The sequence below is a fragment of the Halobacillus sp. B23F22_5 genome (assembly GCF_043497085.1).
In the GTDB taxonomy this organism is placed as follows: Bacteria; Bacillota; Bacilli; order Bacillales; family Halobacillaceae; genus Thalassobacillus.
In genome coordinates this window covers 58,828-76,689 of sequence record NZ_JBIEKI010000016.1, presented here as the reverse complement: position 1 = coordinate 76,689, position 17,862 = coordinate 58,828, and the positions used below count along the sequence as shown (strand labels likewise).

At 44.2% G+C, this 17,862-nt stretch carries 17 protein-coding genes; 9 read left to right on the top strand and 8 right to left on the bottom strand.

Annotated features, from left to right (window positions below):
- Nucleotides 1–197: 197 nt before the first annotated feature.
- The 6 genes from ilvN to ACGTN9_RS17005 all read right to left on the bottom strand — a co-directional run bounded on the left by ilvN (nt 198) and on the right by ACGTN9_RS17005 (nt 6,372).
- On the bottom strand, nt 198–719 hold the full coding sequence (gene ilvN, locus ACGTN9_RS17030) for an acetolactate synthase small subunit (protein WP_062445571.1): 522 nt from the start codon (nt 717–719) through the stop codon (nt 198–200).
- On the bottom strand, nt 716–2,437 hold the full coding sequence (gene ilvB / locus ACGTN9_RS17025) for an acetolactate synthase large subunit (RefSeq protein WP_499594973.1): 1,722 nt from the start codon (nt 2,435–2,437) through the stop codon (nt 716–718). The genes ilvN and ilvB overlap by 4 nt, the downstream gene beginning before the upstream one ends.
- A 383-nt stretch (nt 2,438–2,820) precedes the next feature.
- Nucleotides 2,821–3,726 (bottom strand): branched-chain-amino-acid transaminase, encoded by a 906-nt coding sequence (gene ilvE, locus ACGTN9_RS17020; RefSeq protein ID WP_499594971.1) that lies wholly within the window; start codon nt 3,724–3,726, stop codon nt 2,821–2,823.
- Nucleotides 3,727–4,211: 485 nt separating this feature from the next.
- Nucleotides 4,212–4,694: a YkyB family protein gene (locus tag ACGTN9_RS17015; protein ID WP_499594968.1), complete on the bottom strand. Its 483-nt coding sequence runs from the start codon at nt 4,692–4,694 to the stop codon at nt 4,212–4,214.
- A gap of 74 nt (nt 4,695–4,768) precedes the next feature.
- Complete coding sequence (locus tag ACGTN9_RS17010; RefSeq protein WP_499594966.1) at nt 4,769–5,347, bottom strand: SCO family protein; 579 nt, start codon at nt 5,345–5,347, stop codon at nt 4,769–4,771.
- 140 nt (nt 5,348–5,487) lie between these two features.
- On the bottom strand, nt 5,488–6,372 hold the full coding sequence (locus tag ACGTN9_RS17005; protein WP_499594964.1) for a metallophosphoesterase: 885 nt from the start codon (nt 6,370–6,372) through the stop codon (nt 5,488–5,490).
- A gap of 162 nt (nt 6,373–6,534) precedes the next feature.
- On the opposite strand from ACGTN9_RS17005, the gene fadH reads away from it, so the two are divergent.
- Nucleotides 6,535–7,302 carry a 2,4-dienoyl-CoA reductase gene (gene fadH, locus ACGTN9_RS17000; RefSeq protein WP_499594962.1) on the top strand — a complete coding sequence of 256 codons (768 nt, stop codon included), beginning with the start codon at nt 6,535–6,537 and terminating at the stop codon, nt 7,300–7,302.
- A gap of 654 nt (nt 7,303–7,956) precedes the next feature.
- On the opposite strand, the gene trhA is transcribed toward fadH, so the two are convergent.
- Nucleotides 7,957–8,592, bottom strand: coding sequence for a PAQR family membrane homeostasis protein TrhA (gene trhA, locus ACGTN9_RS16995; protein ID WP_499594959.1), 636 nt, complete (start codon nt 8,590–8,592; stop codon nt 7,957–7,959).
- 468 nt (nt 8,593–9,060) lie between these two features.
- On the opposite strand from trhA, the gene cbpB reads away from it, so the two are divergent.
- The 6 genes from cbpB (at nt 9,061) to ACGTN9_RS16965 (ending at nt 15,308) form a co-directional block, all read left to right on the top strand.
- Complete coding sequence (cbpB, locus tag ACGTN9_RS16990) at nt 9,061–9,528, top strand: cyclic-di-AMP-binding protein CbpB (RefSeq protein WP_499594957.1); 468 nt, start codon at nt 9,061–9,063, stop codon at nt 9,526–9,528.
- Between the two features lie 85 nt (nt 9,529–9,613).
- Entirely contained in the window at nt 9,614–11,107 is a 1,494-nt protein-coding gene (locus ACGTN9_RS16985) for an MDR family MFS transporter (RefSeq protein ID WP_499594955.1), read from the top strand.
- A gap of 101 nt (nt 11,108–11,208) precedes the next feature.
- On the top strand, nt 11,209–11,928 hold the full coding sequence (gene dapD, locus ACGTN9_RS16980; RefSeq protein WP_499594952.1) for a 2,3,4,5-tetrahydropyridine-2,6-dicarboxylate N-acetyltransferase: 720 nt from the start codon (nt 11,209–11,211) through the stop codon (nt 11,926–11,928).
- A gap of 602 nt (nt 11,929–12,530) precedes the next feature.
- Complete coding sequence (locus ACGTN9_RS16975) at nt 12,531–13,649, top strand: N-acetyldiaminopimelate deacetylase (RefSeq protein ID WP_499594949.1); 1,119 nt, start codon at nt 12,531–12,533, stop codon at nt 13,647–13,649.
- An 83-nt stretch (nt 13,650–13,732) separates the two neighbouring features.
- A complete protein-coding gene (locus tag ACGTN9_RS16970; protein ID WP_499594946.1) occupies nt 13,733–13,975 on the top strand; it encodes a YkuS family protein in 243 nt (80 codons plus the stop codon).
- 49 nt (nt 13,976–14,024) lie between these two features.
- Entirely contained in the window at nt 14,025–15,308 is a 1,284-nt protein-coding gene (locus tag ACGTN9_RS16965; protein ID WP_499594943.1) for a hemolysin family protein, read from the top strand.
- An 84-nt stretch (nt 15,309–15,392) separates the two neighbouring features.
- Here the strand turns inward: ACGTN9_RS16965 and ACGTN9_RS16960 are convergent, their stop codons facing one another.
- The gene (locus ACGTN9_RS16960; RefSeq protein ID WP_499594940.1) at nt 15,393–16,247 is read right to left on the bottom strand and encodes a mechanosensitive ion channel family protein; all 855 of its coding nucleotides are present in this window, start codon (nt 16,245–16,247) and stop codon (nt 15,393–15,395) included.
- 327 nt (nt 16,248–16,574) lie between these two features.
- On the opposite strand from ACGTN9_RS16960, the gene ACGTN9_RS16955 reads away from it, so the two are divergent.
- On the top strand, nt 16,575–17,117 hold the full coding sequence (locus ACGTN9_RS16955) for a peroxiredoxin (RefSeq protein ID WP_062445599.1): 543 nt from the start codon (nt 16,575–16,577) through the stop codon (nt 17,115–17,117).
- A gap of 103 nt (nt 17,118–17,220) precedes the next feature.
- Nucleotides 17,221–17,670, top strand: coding sequence for a redoxin domain-containing protein (locus ACGTN9_RS16950; protein ID WP_499594938.1), 450 nt, complete (start codon nt 17,221–17,223; stop codon nt 17,668–17,670).
- Nucleotides 17,671–17,862: the final 192 nt, after the last annotated feature.

Here is a 17,862-nt window from a genome sequence, read left to right as displayed (position 1 = left end):
CATCCTTCCAAATTTTTATTATTTGTAATTTATTGTTGATATCTTAAGTGGAGGCGGGGGAAACAGCTCGCTTTCCGCGGGGAAGACGTCAAGCCTCCTCAGGCTATCGCCCTGCGGGGTCTTGCCAGTCTTGCTCTTCCCGCAGGAGTGTCGCTGTTTCCCATGCCTAAAAGTGAATCAACAATGCTAATAAACTATTATTTTAATATTGAGTAGTTTTTCATTTCTGCTACTTGTGGCTGCTGGCCGCGGAGGAAGGCGGTAAGTCCGGTCCGTGCCAGCTCTTTTATGCCATAAGGGCGAAGCAGGTCGATCAATGCTTCGATTTTTTCGTGTTTACCTGTAACCTGAACGGTCAGGCTGTCTTTGCTGATATCAATGATCGAAGCCCGGAAAGGCTCGATGATACCCTGGATTTCATTTCTGATTTGTGCGTTGCTAACCACCCTTATGAGAGCTAACTCACTGGCAACAATCGCTTTATCGGTAATGTCTGAAACCTTGAGGACATCGATCTGTTTGTTCAATTGCTTGGTCAGCTGTTCCAATTTCCGTTCGTCCTCGACGTCGACGACGAACGTCATTTTTGAAATGCCTTCCGCTTCCGTACGACCGACAGAAATACTTTCGATATTGAACTGACGCTTCGCCAGTAAGCCGGTCACACGGTTCAATACGCCGCTTCGGTTTTGTACGGTGGCTGTTACGATTCTTCTCATGGTTTCACCCCGATCATTTCGTGAATTCCTTTGCCTGGAGCGATCATCGGATAGACGTTTTCCTGCTGCAGTACCCGGCAGTCAACGACGACTGGTTCATCACTAGCCAGTGCATCAGGTAATCTAGCCTCCAGGTCTTGTTGAGATTCGATTTTCATACCTTGCACATTGTAGCTTTCTGCAAGTTTTACGAAGTCAGGCTGAGTCGCCATTAAGGATTCGGAATAGCGTTTTTCATAAAAGCTTTCCTGCCACTGGCGCACCATTCCCAGCGCCTGATTGTTGACGATGATCACTTTTACTGGAAGCTTCATTTCCTGAAGAAGAGAAAGCTCCTGCAGTGTCATTTGGAAGCCGCCATCGCCGACGACAGCTACGACTTTATCGTCCGGTGCAGCAAGCTGAGCACCGATTGCTGCTGGAAATCCAAAGCCCATCGTTCCAAGTCCTCCTGACGTGACCCAGCGGTTCGGTTTTTCCAGTTTGTAATACTGAGCGGCCCACATTTGATGCTGGCCGACATCCGTTGTAACAATTGCGTCTCCGTTCGTATAACTGTGGATCTTTTCCATCAACCATTGCGGTACCATGTCGCTATCCGGATTGTTGTACCAGAGCGGATATTCATCCCGGTAGTTATCGAGCTTTTTGTACCATTCTTCCGTTGATGGGGAAGATACGGAATTTTTCAGTAGAGCTTCCAATGCCGCTTTGGAGTCGGAAACAATCGGTATTTGAGTCGGTACGTTTTTACCGATTTCCGCTGGATCGACATCAATATGGGCAACAGTGGCTTTCGGTGCGAAATGTTCCAATTTTCCCGTCAGACGATCATCGAAACGGGAGCCGATATTGATAAGCAAATCACATTCGTAAAGTGCCATGTTGGCGGCATAGGTGCCGTGCATCCCCGCCATTCCGAATGAGAGGGAGTGGCTGCCAGGGAAAGTACCGAGCCCGTGCAACGTGTTTACGACAGGAAGGGAATGCTTCTCCGCAAATGCTTTCAGTTCCTCGGAAGCCTTTCCGTGATGGACACCGGCGCCAGCAAGCAGTACTGGTTTCTTCGCCTGTGCCATGGCATCTGTCAGCTTCTTGATTTGCAGCGGATTCGGTTTCAAATTAGGTTGATATCCTGGAAGTGAGAAATCCACACTTGGCGGATTTTCATCAACTTCTGTTGAAATATCTTTTGGTATATCGACAACGACTGGGCCAGGACGGCCAGTAGAAGCAATATGAAAAGCTTCCTTAACGATTCTCGGCAGGTCCGATAGCGCCTGGACCTGATAATTGTGTTTGGTGATCGGGGTTGTTATGCCCATGACATCCGCTTCCTGAAAAGCGTCTGTGCCGATGACGCCGCGTGCTACCTGACCGGTGAATACGACAATAGGGAGGGAATCCATCATGGCATCAGCGATGCCGGTAATCAGATTCGTTGCTCCCGGACCAGATGTGGCGATGACGACGCCAGGCTTACCAGTTACTCGTGCATATCCCTCAGCAGCATGGATGGAACCTTGTTCATGCCGGGCAAGAACGTGATGGAAAGCATCTCCTGAACGGTACAGGGCGTCGTAAATCGGTAACACGGCACCTCCTGGATATCCGAAAATGGTTTTGACTTCTTCCTGGATCAATGCATCCACGAGCAGGTCCGCACCTGACTTTGGCTTGGTTTGACTTTCGTAGTGCGGCTTCGCTTCTACCTTCATTTTTTAAATCCCTCCTAATTGAAATTTGGGTTTTATAAGCAATGAAAAAAGCCTTTTCCCCCAACTCTTGTTTCCACGTCGAACTATCCTGTGGATCAAGAGGGGAGAAAAGACTTTCGCTTTTCACGGTACCACCCTCGTTTACAGTATTTTTGCAAATACTGCCTTAGGAAGCTGCATATTGAACCAGTACAGCTTCTTTTAGTAACAGGTGCCAGGAAGGCACCCGGCCGGACCTAGTAGAAAATCGTTCAGTCCGACACTCAGGGAGGATGTCGGAATAAGGTGTATTTCCGGGCTTCCAGCAACCCCGGCTCTCTGTGAATACAGTGGCTTATTCCTTTGTTCCCGTCATGGAGTTAACGGTATGGATTTGTCTGTTATCAGCTTACTTGGACTTTCTCTTTTGAGTCATAGACTTTTACGCCATCTTCTGTCGTTAACTTACGAAATTCGGAAAGCAGGTGATTGGTGATTTTTCCAGGTTTACGGTTGTTGATCACCCGGGAATCCACTTCATTGACAGCGATAACTTCTGCTGCGGTTCCTGTAAGGAATACTTCATCTGCCACATAGACATCATGGCGGGTAAATGGCTGTTCCTGCATTTCATAGCCTAATTGCTTCGCTAAATCGATGATTGTGTTTCTCGTAATACCTTCTAACGCTCCCAGGTAGACGGGAGGAGTTTTAATGACTCCATTCTTGACGATGAAGACGTTATCTGCAGATCCTTCCGTGACATAACCTTGATCATTCAGCATCAATGCTTCATCGACACCTGCCTGGTTTGCTTCCATTTTCACTAAAATATTATTTAAATAGTTCAATGATTTCACTTGCGGAGGCAATACATCAGCACGGTTTCTTCGGCTTGCGACCGATGCCAGCCTGACACCTCGTTCATAAAGTTCTTTCGGGAAGAGAGCGAGTGCTTCCGCGATGACTACAATCCGAGGTTCTGAGCACTTATTTGGATCCAGCCCGAGATCTCCTGGACCACGGGATACAACGACGCGAATATACGCAGTGTCCAACTGGTTTTTACGGACAGTCTCGACAATAATGTCCTGGAACTCCTCTTTCGTGTAAGAGATATTCAACATGATGGACTTTGCCGAGTCGTATAACCGGTCAAGATGTTCATCCAATTTGAAGATGTTTCCGCTATAGACGCGAATACCTTCGAACACCCCATCTCCGTAAAGAAAACCATGATCGTAAACAGATACGACTGCATCTTGTTTGGTAACATATTCGCCGTTGAGGTAAATCCATTGGTTACTCATTCTTTTGCACTCCTCTCTTTAACTAATTAATGTTTAAAATCCATAAAGTATTTTTGTGAAATTTATGAGCCCATCGAAGAAAATATGTTATTTGTTTGAGGGCCCGGAATGTTGCTTCACTTGCTTAATTGATTAGCTTTGAAAAACTAATTTTTTTTGAATTTGACGATTACTATACGCCCTTATTTGGAGGCAGTCAACAGGAAAAAACGAATTTTCTGATAGTTTAGATAAATCAGATAAATAGTAAACGCTTACATTATTGAGATACCAGCATTTTGATTTTTAAAATTTTTTTTAAAAATTTTCGGGCAAAGAATTTGAAACGTAGGTGAATGCCTATTCAGAGGGGGTGTAGCAGGATTTTCTTTTACTAAAAATGGTAAATAAAAGGCTCAAAAAAATAAAAAACTTCCGATCGCAAAGATCGGAAGTTTTTTCTATCGGTGGAAAAAAGCAGGTAATCATCATACTGGGGGGAATATTCACCTGGTTCGTTTACCTCGTTGGTTCCATGGCTTGAAATTCATGCTGCCAAGGTAGGAGGATGGAGTATAGGAGTTTGGACGGGGCCGAGAATCGCGTTTAGATGCAGCTGGCTTCCAATTCAAATACCGGTAAAGGTTCTTTTTTGCTCGTGAAAGCGACAGCCGGGGTCTAGGGTTACGATAGTTCTGGTCTAGTTTCCCTAAATGTTGAACCTCCTGAAAATCCTTCTTCTGGGCTGGAATATGAAAATAATAATTGGCAACCTGAATCAGTAAAGTGGAATGCTGCTGGCTTAGTTTTGGATGATCCGAATAGTGTAACCCGACTTTTTTGGCACGATTTTGATTCAGAAGCTTTTGAATGGTGTGCTTTTTTATGTCATATAATTCTTTTGGATCCGGTGCAGTTTTGGCATGCCGGTTGATGATAAATAAAGATTCAGCAAGTTCCTGGTCGGTAAGCGTGTGTTTTTCTTTCATTCCACGCACTCCTTTCTTCCGTTTTATTAGATTCCATAAATAGAAAGGCGCACAAAGTGGTGCGCCTTTATCAGTTATTGAGTTTTCTTTAAATCTTCCAGGATATCTTTCATTGAGTCAGCTTGTGTCCCTTTATAATGCTTGATCACTTCACCTTCTGGATTTACGAGGTAAAAACGTGTGCCATGACTCATCTGATCGGAATCTGGAACATCTTCAAGCATGGATTGGAATGATTTGATGGAAAGCTCACGTACTTCTTCAAATTCATATCCTGTCAAAAAGTCCCAGTTGTCATAATTAGCCGAGAATTTATCCCCGAATTCTGTCAGTGCTTCCGGGGTGTCGTTTTCCGGATCCACACTGAAGGATACAAGTTGAACATCTGTGATATTTTCATCTTCCATCATGGTTTGGAGACGAGACATATTAGCTGTCATCGGAGGACACACCGTATCGCAGTTTGTGAAAACAAAATCCGCTACCCAATATTGCCCTTTATAGTCTTCCAGGCTTCTTTTTTCGCCATCCTGGTTAATCGCAGAAAATTCCTGCACGTCCCGCGACATGTTGCCTTCAATTTCCTGGCTGCAAGCTGACAGGAATAGCAGCACGGCGAAAAAGGGGATTGCCAGCATATAAAGCTTTTTCATCTTTGTAACCTCCAACATTGTTACTTCGCATGTCATTTCAGGGTGAATTTCTTTCCCTTGATTCCGACATTTATTGTAACACGAAGGGAGGAGGGTTTCTATTGCTTGCACGCTTGTCACAAAAATGTCGTAACTCACGATTAAGAATTAGTGAGGGTATGGAGCGTGATTTCTGGTTTGCACAAAAAGCGATAAGGGAGTCTCGTGGTACCGAGTCCCCGGCTTACGTATAATTCAAGTCCTCCAACGGTATGGCGTCCTTCCACATATTTTTCAGCATGGGGTGGAGTGACCAGGTAACCGATGAAAGGGATTTGAATCTGGCCACCATGACTATGACCGGACAATTGCACATCTACAGGGTAGGCGGCAGCATGATCGGCATAATCAGGTTCATGTACCATTAATAATACAAATTCCCGTTCATATACTCCTTCAAGCGTCTTATCCATGTCAGGTTTGCCCAGCATAATATCATCTACCCCGGCCAGGATAAATGAATCCTGGCCTTTTTTAATGGCGGTATTTTCATTTTTTAATAACTTGAAGCCGCTTTGATCCATTTTCTTTTTGACGACATCGGTTCCATAACCACCATGATCATGGTTGCCATAAATCCAAAACTTGCCGTTTGGCGCCTGCAGTTTCTTTAAGACTTCTACAATTCGGCCATCCCATTCATAGGCGTTCGGTTTATCTACCAAATCGCCGGTAAAAAGGATTAAATCCGGTTCAAGCCCATTGATTTGGTCGACTACTTTCTCTAATTGTTCCAGATTATAGTGAAAGCCGACATGCGTGTCGGAAAATTGCACGATTTTAAAGTTCTGAAAACTATCGGGGATTTTTGGGTTTTGTATCGTTTCTTCCTGAACCGTTAACATATCCGGTTCCATATATCTGGCATAGTAATAGGTCCCGCCACTCAGCCCAAATAAGGCAAGCAGGCTTCCTAGTGTTCTTTTAATAAAACTTCGCCGGTTCATTCTCATATCGATTTCCTTTCTACTGCATGTACGTTTCATAGAACGACAAAAAGGGTTTCTTTTAGTCTAGGTTATTATAGCATGCGGACTGATATGTGCTAGATTTAACGCGAAAATGAAAATAGATTGATATATTTTGAAAAATGAACAGGAATTCAGTTTTTTGATATGGAATAGGTACATAGTGAAGGAGGAGTTGTAATGGAAGGTCAAGTAGTGATTGTAACAGGCGGTTCCAGCGGCATGGGAAAATATATGGCGAAAAAGTTCGTCCAGGAAGGCGCAAATGTGGTCATAACCGGACGGAATGAAGAGCGGCTGGAAGCGGCAAAGCAGGAAATCTGCGGTGAAGACCCCGCTCAAGTATTAACGATTGTGATGGATGTAAGAAAAATAGAAGATGCTGAGCGTATGGTTATGGAAACAGAATCTGCATTTGGAAGGATTGATCATTTAGTCAATAATGCGGCCGGCAACTTTATCGCTCCGGCAGAAAAGCTATCCGCAAATGGCTGGAAAACCGTTATCGATATCGTATTAAATGGCACGTTTTATTGCAGTCACGCGGTCGGGAACTATTGGATTGAAAATGATACCAAGGGTTCTATTTTGAATATGGTCGCCACTTATGCATGGAATGCAGGGGCAGGTGTCATTCATTCAGCTGCTGCAAAAGCCGGTGTTCTTAGCATGACGAGGACGCTTGCTGTCGAATGGGGGTCGAAATATGGAATTCGGGTTAACGCCATCGCCCCAGGTCCAATTGAACGGACGGGAGGCGCTGACAAACTGTTTGAATCGGAAGCAGCTGCCAAGCGGACGCTACAATCCGTTCCGTTGCGAAGGCTTGGTACACCTGAGGAAATAGCCGACCTTGCGCATTTTATCTTGTCAGAGAAAGCTTCTTATATGAATGGCGAAGTCGTGACCCTCGACGGTGGCCAATGGCTCAACCAATTCCCTTTTTAACACTAACTCTATCCATTGGGAAATTAGTTAAATTTCAATGTTGATTTTTACTCCCATTAATTGAAGCCACAGTTTCGAGACTTTAGGTAGCAATTATGGTGGCTGGGTAAACGGATCGCTTTCCGTGGGCATGTGGTGAGCTTCCTCAGGCTTCGCCTTACGGGATCTCACCGATCATGTACATCCCACAGGAGTCTCACCGTTTTCCCAGACACCATACGTTTATTAATGACTCGAAACTTCAAAAATAGCGTGCTTTTGGAATGGAAAGCACGCTCAATTTAGCATTGTAATAGGATTTTCTTCACAAAAGGGATGAACTCTCCAAACACGATTTCGAGTAACTTATGTGGCAAAGGGTGTGGGGGAAGGGTGAGACTCCCGCGGGAGAAAGGTCTAGGCGAGGTCCCACAGGGCGATAGCCCGAGGAAGCTCGCCAGGTCCCCTGCAGGAAAGCGAATCCTTTCACAACGACCTAAACTCCCTCAAACATCTCGAAATCAAGTCTTCGACTTTACGACCCTAAAGTTGAATAAGTCTGTTATGTAAAAAGCAACCATGTTTAATACAGTATGGAAAAAAGACAACAGCGGGCATAGTTTAGAAGCTATGCTCACTGTTGTCTTTTTACTGTAGCGGGCAGAAAGGTATATTCTATTGGATATAAAAGAAAATCGTGAAGAAGTGGAAAATCGAGCCGCCCAGGACGAACAGGTGCCATACCATATGGTGGAACGGGAAACTCCGCCATACATAGAAGATACTTCCAATCGAGTATAATACCCCGCCGACCACAAGGTAGGTAATCCCTTTGGCTGGCAGTTCGGCTGTCAATGGCCCCCAGGCTAATATAATCAGCCACCCCATCAGGATATAGAACAAGGTCGATAGCATCACGAATCGTTTAACAAAAAATACTTTGAAGACAATTCCGAGAATGGCAATCCCCCAAACGATGCCGAACAACGTCCATCCTAATGTGCCTCTTAAAGGAACCAGCATAATAGGTGTATAGGTGCCGGCAATAAAAAGATAGATCGCAGAGTGGTCGAAAATTTCAAACAGGTCTTTCATTTTTCCTTTTGGAAATCCGTGACAGAGGGTGGAAGATACATACATAAGAACCATGGTAGCCCCATAAATGGCTACTGAGACAATGTGCCATGGATTCCCTTCCATACTGGCAAACACAAGCAGCAGAACAAGTGCAGCTACACTAAGTATCGCTCCGATCCCATGTGTTATCGTATTGGCGATTTCTTCCGGTTTCGTAAACGTGTGAGTGGTCATTTTTAAAGGACATCCCCTTAATTTCAATCAATTATCTATCTATTATCTCATCTTTTATCTGTTATGGCTAGAGACTCACCCGACCTCATCTTCCATCATAAGCTATGAAAAAGGGTGTTCGTATGTTTTATAAATGTCCGAAATGTTGTTTGCTTTATAGGAAGCCGGGGTATTGTGTGAAATGTAATAAAATTACATTAGTGGAAATTGTGATTAATGTAGAAAAAGGAAACATCCGCTAGAATTACGGAGAGATGTCAGACATGTGAAATTTTAAGTTTTCTGGGCCAAATTAGTTTTTGCTCTGCTGGATTATGTTAAAATAATGTGGGTAGCATATTTCGTGGCTTAAAAGGCTATACATGAAAAGCGGGATATAAGGCTTTAGTAAAGGGAAACTTATTTGCTTTGTGCTGTGCTAATTCTGTATACTCCTTCAACTGCTTGATGATAAGGGAGTGTTGAAAAATGATTAATGTACCAAACGATCAGTTGCTACAAACGACAGTAAATGAACTTATGATACCTGCTGATAAAGTTGCACACGTCCAGGTAGGCAATCCATTAGAGCATGCTTTATTGGTATTGGTAAAGACAGGTTATTCTGCGGTGCCTGTTCTGGATCCTGCTTACACGCTTAAAGGAACGATCAGCAAGGCGGCAATCATTGAACAAACACTAGGAATCGAACAATTCGAATTTAACAAACTCTCAGAGATGTGTGTCAACACCGTCATGAAAACCGATATCCCCACACTTCACAGGGATGATTCATTTGAAAAAGCGTTAAAGTCTGTCATTGATAATCCATTTGTATGCGTAGCCGATGAAGAAGGTTCTTTTGATGGCATTTTAACGCGAAGAGCTATTTTAAAGCAGTTGAATCGATATCTGCACACACAAACCCACCTCTTTCGAGACAAAGTAGAGAGGTAAAACAAATGTATAGGAATTTATCGGGGCTCGACTCTCCAATGGGTCAGCCCCTCTTTTATATAATATAGAAAAGAGAAGGGGTTTTATGGAAGAACCGGTTATACATAAAAAAACGCTAAAACGGCCACTAGTATTAGCATCAATCATGCTCGCGATGTTTCTGGCTGCGATCGAGGCTACGATTGTTTCCACCGCTATGCCAAGTATCGTAGCTGACTTAGGTGGGTTCAGTTTATACAGTTGGGTGTTTTCAGCCTATTTGTTAACTAATGCTGCTACCGTACTTATTTTCGGTAAGCTGTCTGATATTTTCGGCAGGAAGCCGATTTTTATGATTGGAATTTCCGTTTTCCTGCTTGGTTCTACACTGAGTGGGTTTGCTGTCTCGATGGAAATGTTGATTTTCACGCGGTTGATACAGGGTTTTGGAGCTGGCGCATTGATGCCGATTGCGACCACGATTGTCGGCGATATCTATACAAAGGAAGAACGGGCTAATATCCAGGGCTACCTGTCCAGTGTCTGGGGGATTTCAGCCGTTACCGGACCAGCCCTCGGCGGCTTTTTCGTAGATGTACTTAGCTGGCCATACGTGTTCTGGATGAATATTCCTTTAGGATTGCTGGCGATGGCCGGCATCATCATTTTCTTTCATGAAGACCTGGACAAGACAGATAGGAAAATCGACTATGGCGGTGCCGTGTTTATGTTCATCGCCGTCAGTGCGTTAATGTTGATTCTCGTAGAAGGAGGGGTAAGGATCGCCTGGGATTCCCAGCTGATGCTGCTGCTTACCAGTCTGTCGCTCATCGGATTCATCCTGTTTTTCTTCCAGGAAACAAGGGTAAGTGCTCCGATGATGCCATTTGAAATCTGGAAGCATCGTTCCATATCTGTCGCAAATATCACCTCCTTAACGACAGGAATGATTTTGATCGGGGTATCCAGTTATTTGCCGGCATTTGTCCAGGGGGTAATGGAAAAGCCCGCCATCGTAGCCGGTTTCACCTTGACAACCATGTCGATCGGCTGGCCGATCTCATCTGCATTAGCGGGTAAACTGCTGCTGCGGATCGGGTTTCGGACAACTTCTCTGATCGGTGGCGTTTCATTAATTATTGGTGGCATCTTTTTCTTTTTATTGTCGCCAGAAAAAGGCCCGGTGTGGGCAGCGACAGGCTCGTTTTTCATCGGTGTCGGGATGGGGTTGTCAACAACATCATTCATCGTCTCGATTCAAAGCACGGTCGATTGGAAAACACGAGGCATCGCCACCGCTTCTAACATGTTCATGCGTTCGTTAGGAAGCGCTGTAGGGGCCGCATTACTCGGGGGAATGCTCAACAGCAGAATTCAGACTGCCATCAACGAAGCGGAACTTGACAAGGAGTTGAATGTTGATTCTACCAACCTGCTGCTGGATGAAGAAAAACGGGAAGCCCTTTCACCGAGCGCACTGGAGGTTTTGCAGGACGCTTTGACTTCCGGACTGCATCTTGTCTATTTGGGTCTATTGGTATTGGCAATCATCAGTTTCCTGCTGATTACCCTGTTGCCTAAAGGAGAAAAAGCAAGCTGACAAAATGATAGGTAGAGACGTGAAATTCTTGTCACAAGGAATTCACTTTGATAAAGTAAATGAAGCAGTATGCTACATACCATAAAGGAGGAATAGTCATTATGAAACAAATGGATGCCAACGAAATTATATCGTTCATTTCTAATAGTACAAAGTCGACTCCGGTCAAAGTTTACTTGAAAGGGGAAAACTTGAAGAGCATCGACTTCGGGGAAAGCGTACAGGATTTCGTCGAAGAAAAAAGCGGTGTCCTATTCGGTGAATGGAAAGACATCGAACAGGTGCTTGAAAATAATAAAGATGCCATTGCGGATTATGTAGTGGAAAATGACCGCAGAAACTCTGCTATTCCATTGCTTGACTTGAAAGGTATTAATGCTCGCATCGAACCAGGTGCTGTCATCCGTGACCAGGTTGAAATCGGTGATGGCTGTGTCATCATGATGGGTTCCATGATCAATATCGGATCGGTAGTTGGTGAGGGCACGATGATTGATATGAACGTCGTACTTGGCGGCCGTGCTACAGTCGGGAAAAACTGCCATATCGGTGCAGGCGCTGTACTTGCAGGCGTGATTGAGCCACCATCCGCAAGCCCGGTAGTCATTGAAGACGGGGTAGTGATCGGTGCAAACGCAGTTGTTCTTGAAGGTGTTACTGTAGGCGAAGGATCTGTTGTAGCAGCAGGGTCCATCGTAACAGAAGATGTACCACCGAATACACTTGTGGCAGGAACACCAGCTAAAAAAATCAAAGACATTGACGATCAAACGAAATCCAAAACAGAAATCAAGCAGGAATTGCGTAAACTGGATAACTGATTGATCATTGGAGGCCTTGCTTTTTGCAGGGCCTTTTCTATAAGAAAAGCTCTATTTAAACTCCTTGTTGGTTTTACAGCAAAGCTCCCTTTTGCTGAAGACTCAGTTTCGAGACTTTAAATTACGTTTATGGCGGCTGGGAAAACGGATCGCTTTCCATGGGCATGTGGTGGGCTTCCTCAGGATTCGCCTTGCGGGATCTCACCGATCATGTTCATCCCATAGGAGTCTCACCGTTTTCCCAGCCACCATGTGTTTAAAGGAAACTCGAAACTCCCCTTGAATAGTGTGCTTTTGGAATAGAAAATACGATTATTCAGCATTGTAATAGGTTCCTCGCAAATCATGGAAGTAAAATAAAGGCGATTTCGATAATCTTTTTCGGTAAAGGGAGAAGGAGCTAGGCGAGATCCCACAGGACGATAGCCCGAGGAAGCTCGCCAGGTCCCCCGCAGGAAAGCGAATCCTTCTCCAACGACCTTAAACTCCCAAAACATCTCGAAATCAAGTCTTCGACTTTTCAGCCTTATTGTTGAATATGTATCTTACGAAAATCAACAACTACGTTCAATAGAACCATAAGTAAAAAGAGGTGAGAAAGCTTGGATACAAAACAGCTCCAAACAATAAGAAGAGAGTTGCACCAGATCCCTGAGTTGGGGTTTGAAGAATTCAAAACGCAACAGTATCTCATAGATGAAATTGGGAGAATGCCACAGGAGCATATCGAAATCAAAACATGGCGGACAGGCATTTTGGTTTTTGTCAAAGGTAAGAATCCATCTAAAACCATTGGCTATCGTGCCGATATTGATGGGCTGCCGATTACAGAGGAAACAGGTTTTGATTTCCACTCCCGTCATAAAGGGAAAATGCATGCCTGCGGTCATGATTTTCATATGACCATAGCGCTGGGTACCCTGTCGCGATTAGCCGGGAATCCGGCAAAAGATAACTGTCTGTTCATTTTCCAGCCGGCAGAGGAAGGTCCAGGAGGAGCCGAGCCTTTACTGAAAAGTGAAGAATTTCAATCGTGGCGTCCGGACGTCATTTTTGCTTTGCACATCGCCCCTGATTTGCCGGTCGGCACTGTCTCCTCGCGGGAAGGTCTGTTGTTCGCCAACACCAGTGAATTGTTCATCGATCTGAAAGGGAAGGGAGGGCATGCCGCTTATCCTCATCAAACCTATGATATGGTGGTTGCTGCCAGTTATTTTGTCACCCAGCTTCAGCAAATTGTAGCACGAAGAGTCGACCCTTTGGACAGCGCAGTCGTGACAATCGGTAAAATAACCGGTGGAACCGTACAGAACGTAATTGCTGAACACGCCAGGTTAGAAGGGACAATCCGGACAATGTCCCCGAAAGCGATGGAAGAAGTGAAGGAGAACATCGAAAAGCTGGCAAAAGGTCTCGAAGTTGGACATGATTGTGAGGTCTCCATCGATTATGGTGCGAATTATCACCAGGTCTATAATGACGGGAGCCATGTCGAATCTTTTCGTAGGATTGTTGGAGAATTGAAAGACGTTAACTTTCAAGAAGCTCCGTCAGCAATGACTGGAGAGGATTTCGGCTATATGCTGAAAGAAATACCCGGGTTTATGTTCTGGCTTGGAGTGGAATCAGAATATGGACTTCATCACGCCAGGCTGACACCAGATGAACAGGCACTGGCCACTGGAGTGGATACAGTAGAAGCTACGATAAGACGCTGGTAAGCGAACTTCAAATCTGCATACCTCTTTGTACGTTGGTAACAATAGGGAAGTAGATATTACCCTATTCAAGGAGGATGACGATAATGAGTAAAATTGCAGTAGAAGAAAGTTTGTCAGATATCAGTTCTGCTTTACAGCAAAAAGGGTATGATGTAATAACCCTGAAAAATGAGCAGGACGTACAAGGGTGTGACTGCTGTGTCATTTCCGGTCAGGACAAAAATGTCATGGGGATGGCAGGTGTTTCCACACAGCAGTCGGTTATCAATGCGGATGGGTCTACAGCAGAAGAAGTCTGCCAGCAGGTAGAACAGCGTTTGCGTTGACAACAGGGGCTATAATGCCCCGTTACATAGATGTTAGAGGAGAGATTGGATGGAAATCACATTAAAGCTTTTAGCAGTTGCCTTGCTAATTATTTTGACTGCGTTTTTCGTTGCAAGTGAGTTTGCAATCGTCAAGGTCAGAAAAACAAAGATGGAAGCAAGAGCAGCTGCGGGGGATAAAAAAGCGGAAAGTGTTTTGAGACTGACAAATAACTTAGATTACTACCTATCGGCGTGTCAGCTCGGCATCACGATCACAGCATTAGGTTTAGGCTGGCTGGGAGAACCGACCCTGGAGGTGCTCCTGCATCCATTATTGGAAGAGTTCGAGTTGCCGGGTGCCGTCAGTCATACAATTTCATTTGCTATTGCCTTTTTTGTCATAACCTTTTTACATGTGGTTTTAGGAGAGCTTGCACCGAAGACAGTTGCAATCCAAAAAGCGGAAACAATTACGCTCCTGTTGGCAAAACCATTGATTTTATACAGCAAGCTGATGTATCCATTGATCTGGCTCCTGAACGGATCTGCCAATGTGCTGGTCCGTATGGTCGGTCTGCATACGGCAAAAGAGTCTGAGGAGGTTCATTCCGAAGAAGAATTGCGGCATATCCTATCAGAAAGTTATCAAAAAGGAGAAATCAACCGATCGGAATTCACCTATGTAGACCGTATCTTTGAATTTGATAACCGCACAGCGAAGGAAATCATGATACCGCGCACAGAGATTGCGGTAATTGACGTCAACGATTCCGTCAAAGCGATCAGCCGATATATTCAGCAGGAGCGGTTCACCAGATACCCGGTCATAGATGGTGACAAGGACCACGTTTTAGGAGTTATTCATTTAAAAGAGTTATTTTACAATGATTTTGAAGACTTGGGGACCCTAGAGCCATTTATCCGTCCTGCATTCAAAGTGTTTGAAAACATCCCCATCCATGATTTATTAGTAAGGATGCAAAAAGAGCGCACACACCTGGCTGTATTGATTGATGAGTATGGTGGAACCTCCGGAATTGTCACGATAGAAGATATTATTGAAGAAATTGTCGGGGAGATCCGTGATGAATTCGACCATGAAGAAGAGCGGGAGATCAAACGATTGAAGAACGGACACTTTCTAGTGGAAGGCAAAGTATCCATCCAGGACATGAATGAATACTTCGACCTGGATCTTGATAATGAAGATTATGACACCATTGCCGGATTCATATATACCAATGATATTGACGCAGCTGAAGGAACAGAGGTCACGCACAGCAGCTACCATTTCAAAATCGTCGACATGGTTGATGGCCAAATCAGAAAAGTGGAAGTTTGGGAAGATTAACAGAAATGCCCGGGCAAGCGCCCGGGCATTATTTTTATAAAAGTGAAATTTCACGAGAGAACGGAAACAAAGCGGCTGTTATGGTTAAGCTTCCGCTCCATTTTTCTTTTCAATATAGACCTGATGAGGGAATGGAATTTCAATGCCTGCTTCGTCAAGAGCTTCTTTCATTGCACGGCGTAAATCTCTTTCTACAGCCCATTGCTCCATGTTGGCTGTTCTGCCTAGTACGCGCAAGACGACATCAGAAGATCCGAGGCTCTGGACCCCTAAAACGTCCGGACCTTCTTTGATCCGTTCGTCATTGACTGCAAATTCATCACAGACACGCTGCAGGACGGTTAGTGCTTCCTCAATATTTTCATCATAGGAGATGCCGATATCGATCATCGCCCGCATATTGCCGCGGGAATGGTTACTGACACCTGAAATTTCCCGGTTGGGTATATAATGTAGCGTACCGTCAAATCCTCTTAATTTCGTAGTTCGCAACCCTACTTCCTCAACCACACCGTCATACCCGGCTGCCGTCACATAGTCATCTACATCTACTTGGCGTTCAATTAATATGAAGAAGCCGGTAACGAAATCACTGACAAGCCCCTGCGCACCGAACCCGATGGCCAGACCGACAATACCGGCACCGGCGAGCAGTGGGCCAATCGGTATACCGATCATTTCCAGCAGCATGACGACGAATACAAACATCAATATATAAGAAAAAATGTTGACACATAACCGTTCCAAGGTCTTTGTCCGTGCTTCTGGAATTTTTCGGTGTTTACTTATTTTGTTGATCGCTCCACTGATTGCCCGGCGTCCGATTGGAGATATGATGGCGAATGCGATAATCAGTACCACAATTTTAAGGCCGACCGATATCAGAAGTTCAGTAATCTCTGCCAGGTTGAATTCAAAACCTTCTTCAAACAAATTCATAATAACAACTCCTATCCAAATACAATCCTGTGTATTAGGATAGCGGATTTTGTCAGAAATTATCAAATCAAACGGTTGAATGTCATATGCCGGAGTTAAAAAAGTGGCTGAAGAAAAAATGTAAAGCCTATCATTTTACTTTCATCATTCATTATTGTTTAATGAGAATGTGTAAGGGTTATATTATTGGGGCATGCTTGATTATGGAAGTCAAAAAGCTAGATTAAATTTATTATAATTTAACATTGACTTTAAACAAGCTGCTCGTTATAATATAACTTGTGAGTGATTATAACAAATTAATTCAATATTTTTGGAGGGATTTTCATGGCAGAACGTATGGTAGCAAAGCAAGCTCCGCGCTTTGAAATGGACGCGGTACTTCCGAACAAAGAATTCGGAAAAGTATCTTTAGAGGAAAACATGAAGAACGACAAATGGACAGTACTATTCTTCTATCCAATGGACTTCACTTTCGTATGTCCTACTGAAATTACTGCACTTTCTGATCGTTACGATGAATTCGAAGACCTTGATGCAGAAGTAGTTGGTGTATCTACAGATACAATCCACACGCACTTGGCTTGGATTAACACTTCCCGTGACGACAATGGCCTTGGCGATCTAGCTTACCCATTGGCTGCTGATACTAACCATAAAGTCTCTGAAGACTTTGGTGTACTAATTGAAGATGAAGGTGTTGCACTTCGCGGTCTATTCATCATCAGCCCAGAAGGCGAATTGATGTACCAGGTAGTTAACCACAACAACATCGGCCGTGACGTTGATGAAACACTTCGTGTACTTCAAGCACTTCAAACTGGCGGACTTTGCCCAGCAAACTGGAAGCCAGGTCAAGAGACTCTATAATCGAGTCATAAAGGGACAAGCTATTCACAAGGGTCTAACTCCATGTTAGACCCTTTTATATCTACGGCAATTGTTCATGTACATTAATGAAGGAGGAATTAGCATGCGTTTAAGAGAACCTATGCCAGAGCTGCAAGGCGCAACCGAGTGGCTGAATGGGGAAGTTTCTAAAAGCGACCTATTAGGAAATAAGCCGACATTGATCCATTTCTGGTCAGTCAGCTGCGGACTATGTAAAGAGGCAATGCCGAACGTCAATGAATTCCGTGACGAATATAAAGACGATTTGAATGTTGTTGCTGTTCATATGCCACGCTCTGAAAAAGACTTGGACTTGGATAAGATCAAAGAAGTCGCTGCAGAGCATGATATCACGCAGCCGATTTTCGTGGATAATAAACATGCCCTCACAGATGCTTTCGAAAACCAATACGTGCCTGCCTACTATGTATTTGATGAAGAAGGCAACCTGAGACATTTCCAGGCAGGGGGCGGCGGTATGAAAATGCTTCGTAAGCGTGTCAACCGCGTCCTTGGCGTCAAAGATAAATAAAAGTTCATTGAACCACCAGTTAGCTGGTGGTTTTTTATATGTTAAGAAATTTTAACTGTAAGAAACTCTTAGGCTTTTGCTATATGGATTTGGCGATAAGCCAGGTTTTTCTAATGAAAAATCCATCTGCGATGAACAGTAGTGTTACCCACTTTTACATCACTTTCCATGGTAAAATTGTAGCAAGTAGAA

Excerpts from the sequence above, each read along its gene's own strand:
- cbpB (WP_499594957.1), top strand. The coding sequence starts at position 9,061 with ATGATTAATGTACCAAACGATCAGTTGCTACAAACGACAGTAAATGAA.
- ACGTN9_RS16970 (WP_499594946.1), top strand. The coding sequence starts at position 13,733 with ATGAGTAAAATTGCAGTAGAAGAAAGTTTGTCAGATATCAGTTCTGCT.
- ACGTN9_RS17005 (WP_499594964.1), bottom strand. The coding sequence starts at position 6,372 with ATGAAACGTACATGCAGTAGAAAGGAAATCGATATGAGAATGAACCGG.
- ACGTN9_RS17010 (WP_499594966.1), bottom strand. The coding sequence starts at position 5,347 with ATGAAAAAGCTTTATATGCTGGCAATCCCCTTTTTCGCCGTGCTGCTA.
- ilvN (WP_062445571.1), bottom strand. The coding sequence starts at position 719 with ATGAGAAGAATCGTAACAGCCACCGTACAAAACCGAAGCGGCGTATTG.
- ilvB (WP_499594973.1), bottom strand. The coding sequence starts at position 2,437 with ATGAAGGTAGAAGCGAAGCCGCACTACGAAAGTCAAACCAAGCCAAAG.
- dapD (WP_499594952.1), top strand. The coding sequence starts at position 11,209 with ATGAAACAAATGGATGCCAACGAAATTATATCGTTCATTTCTAATAGT.
- ACGTN9_RS17015 (WP_499594968.1), bottom strand. The coding sequence starts at position 4,694 with ATGAAAGAAAAACACACGCTTACCGACCAGGAACTTGCTGAATCTTTA.
- ilvE (WP_499594971.1), bottom strand. The coding sequence starts at position 3,726 with ATGAGTAACCAATGGATTTACCTCAACGGCGAATATGTTACCAAACAA.
- ACGTN9_RS16950 (WP_499594938.1), top strand. The coding sequence starts at position 17,221 with ATGCGTTTAAGAGAACCTATGCCAGAGCTGCAAGGCGCAACCGAGTGG.
- trhA (WP_499594959.1), bottom strand. The coding sequence starts at position 8,592 with ATGACCACTCACACGTTTACGAAACCGGAAGAAATCGCCAATACGATA.
- ACGTN9_RS16955 (WP_062445599.1), top strand. The coding sequence starts at position 16,575 with ATGGCAGAACGTATGGTAGCAAAGCAAGCTCCGCGCTTTGAAATGGAC.
- fadH (WP_499594962.1), top strand. The coding sequence starts at position 6,535 with ATGGAAGGTCAAGTAGTGATTGTAACAGGCGGTTCCAGCGGCATGGGA.
- ACGTN9_RS16985 (WP_499594955.1), top strand. The coding sequence starts at position 9,614 with ATGGAAGAACCGGTTATACATAAAAAAACGCTAAAACGGCCACTAGTA.
- ACGTN9_RS16960 (WP_499594940.1), bottom strand. The coding sequence starts at position 16,247 with ATGAATTTGTTTGAAGAAGGTTTTGAATTCAACCTGGCAGAGATTACT.
- ACGTN9_RS16965 (WP_499594943.1), top strand. The coding sequence starts at position 14,025 with ATGGAAATCACATTAAAGCTTTTAGCAGTTGCCTTGCTAATTATTTTG.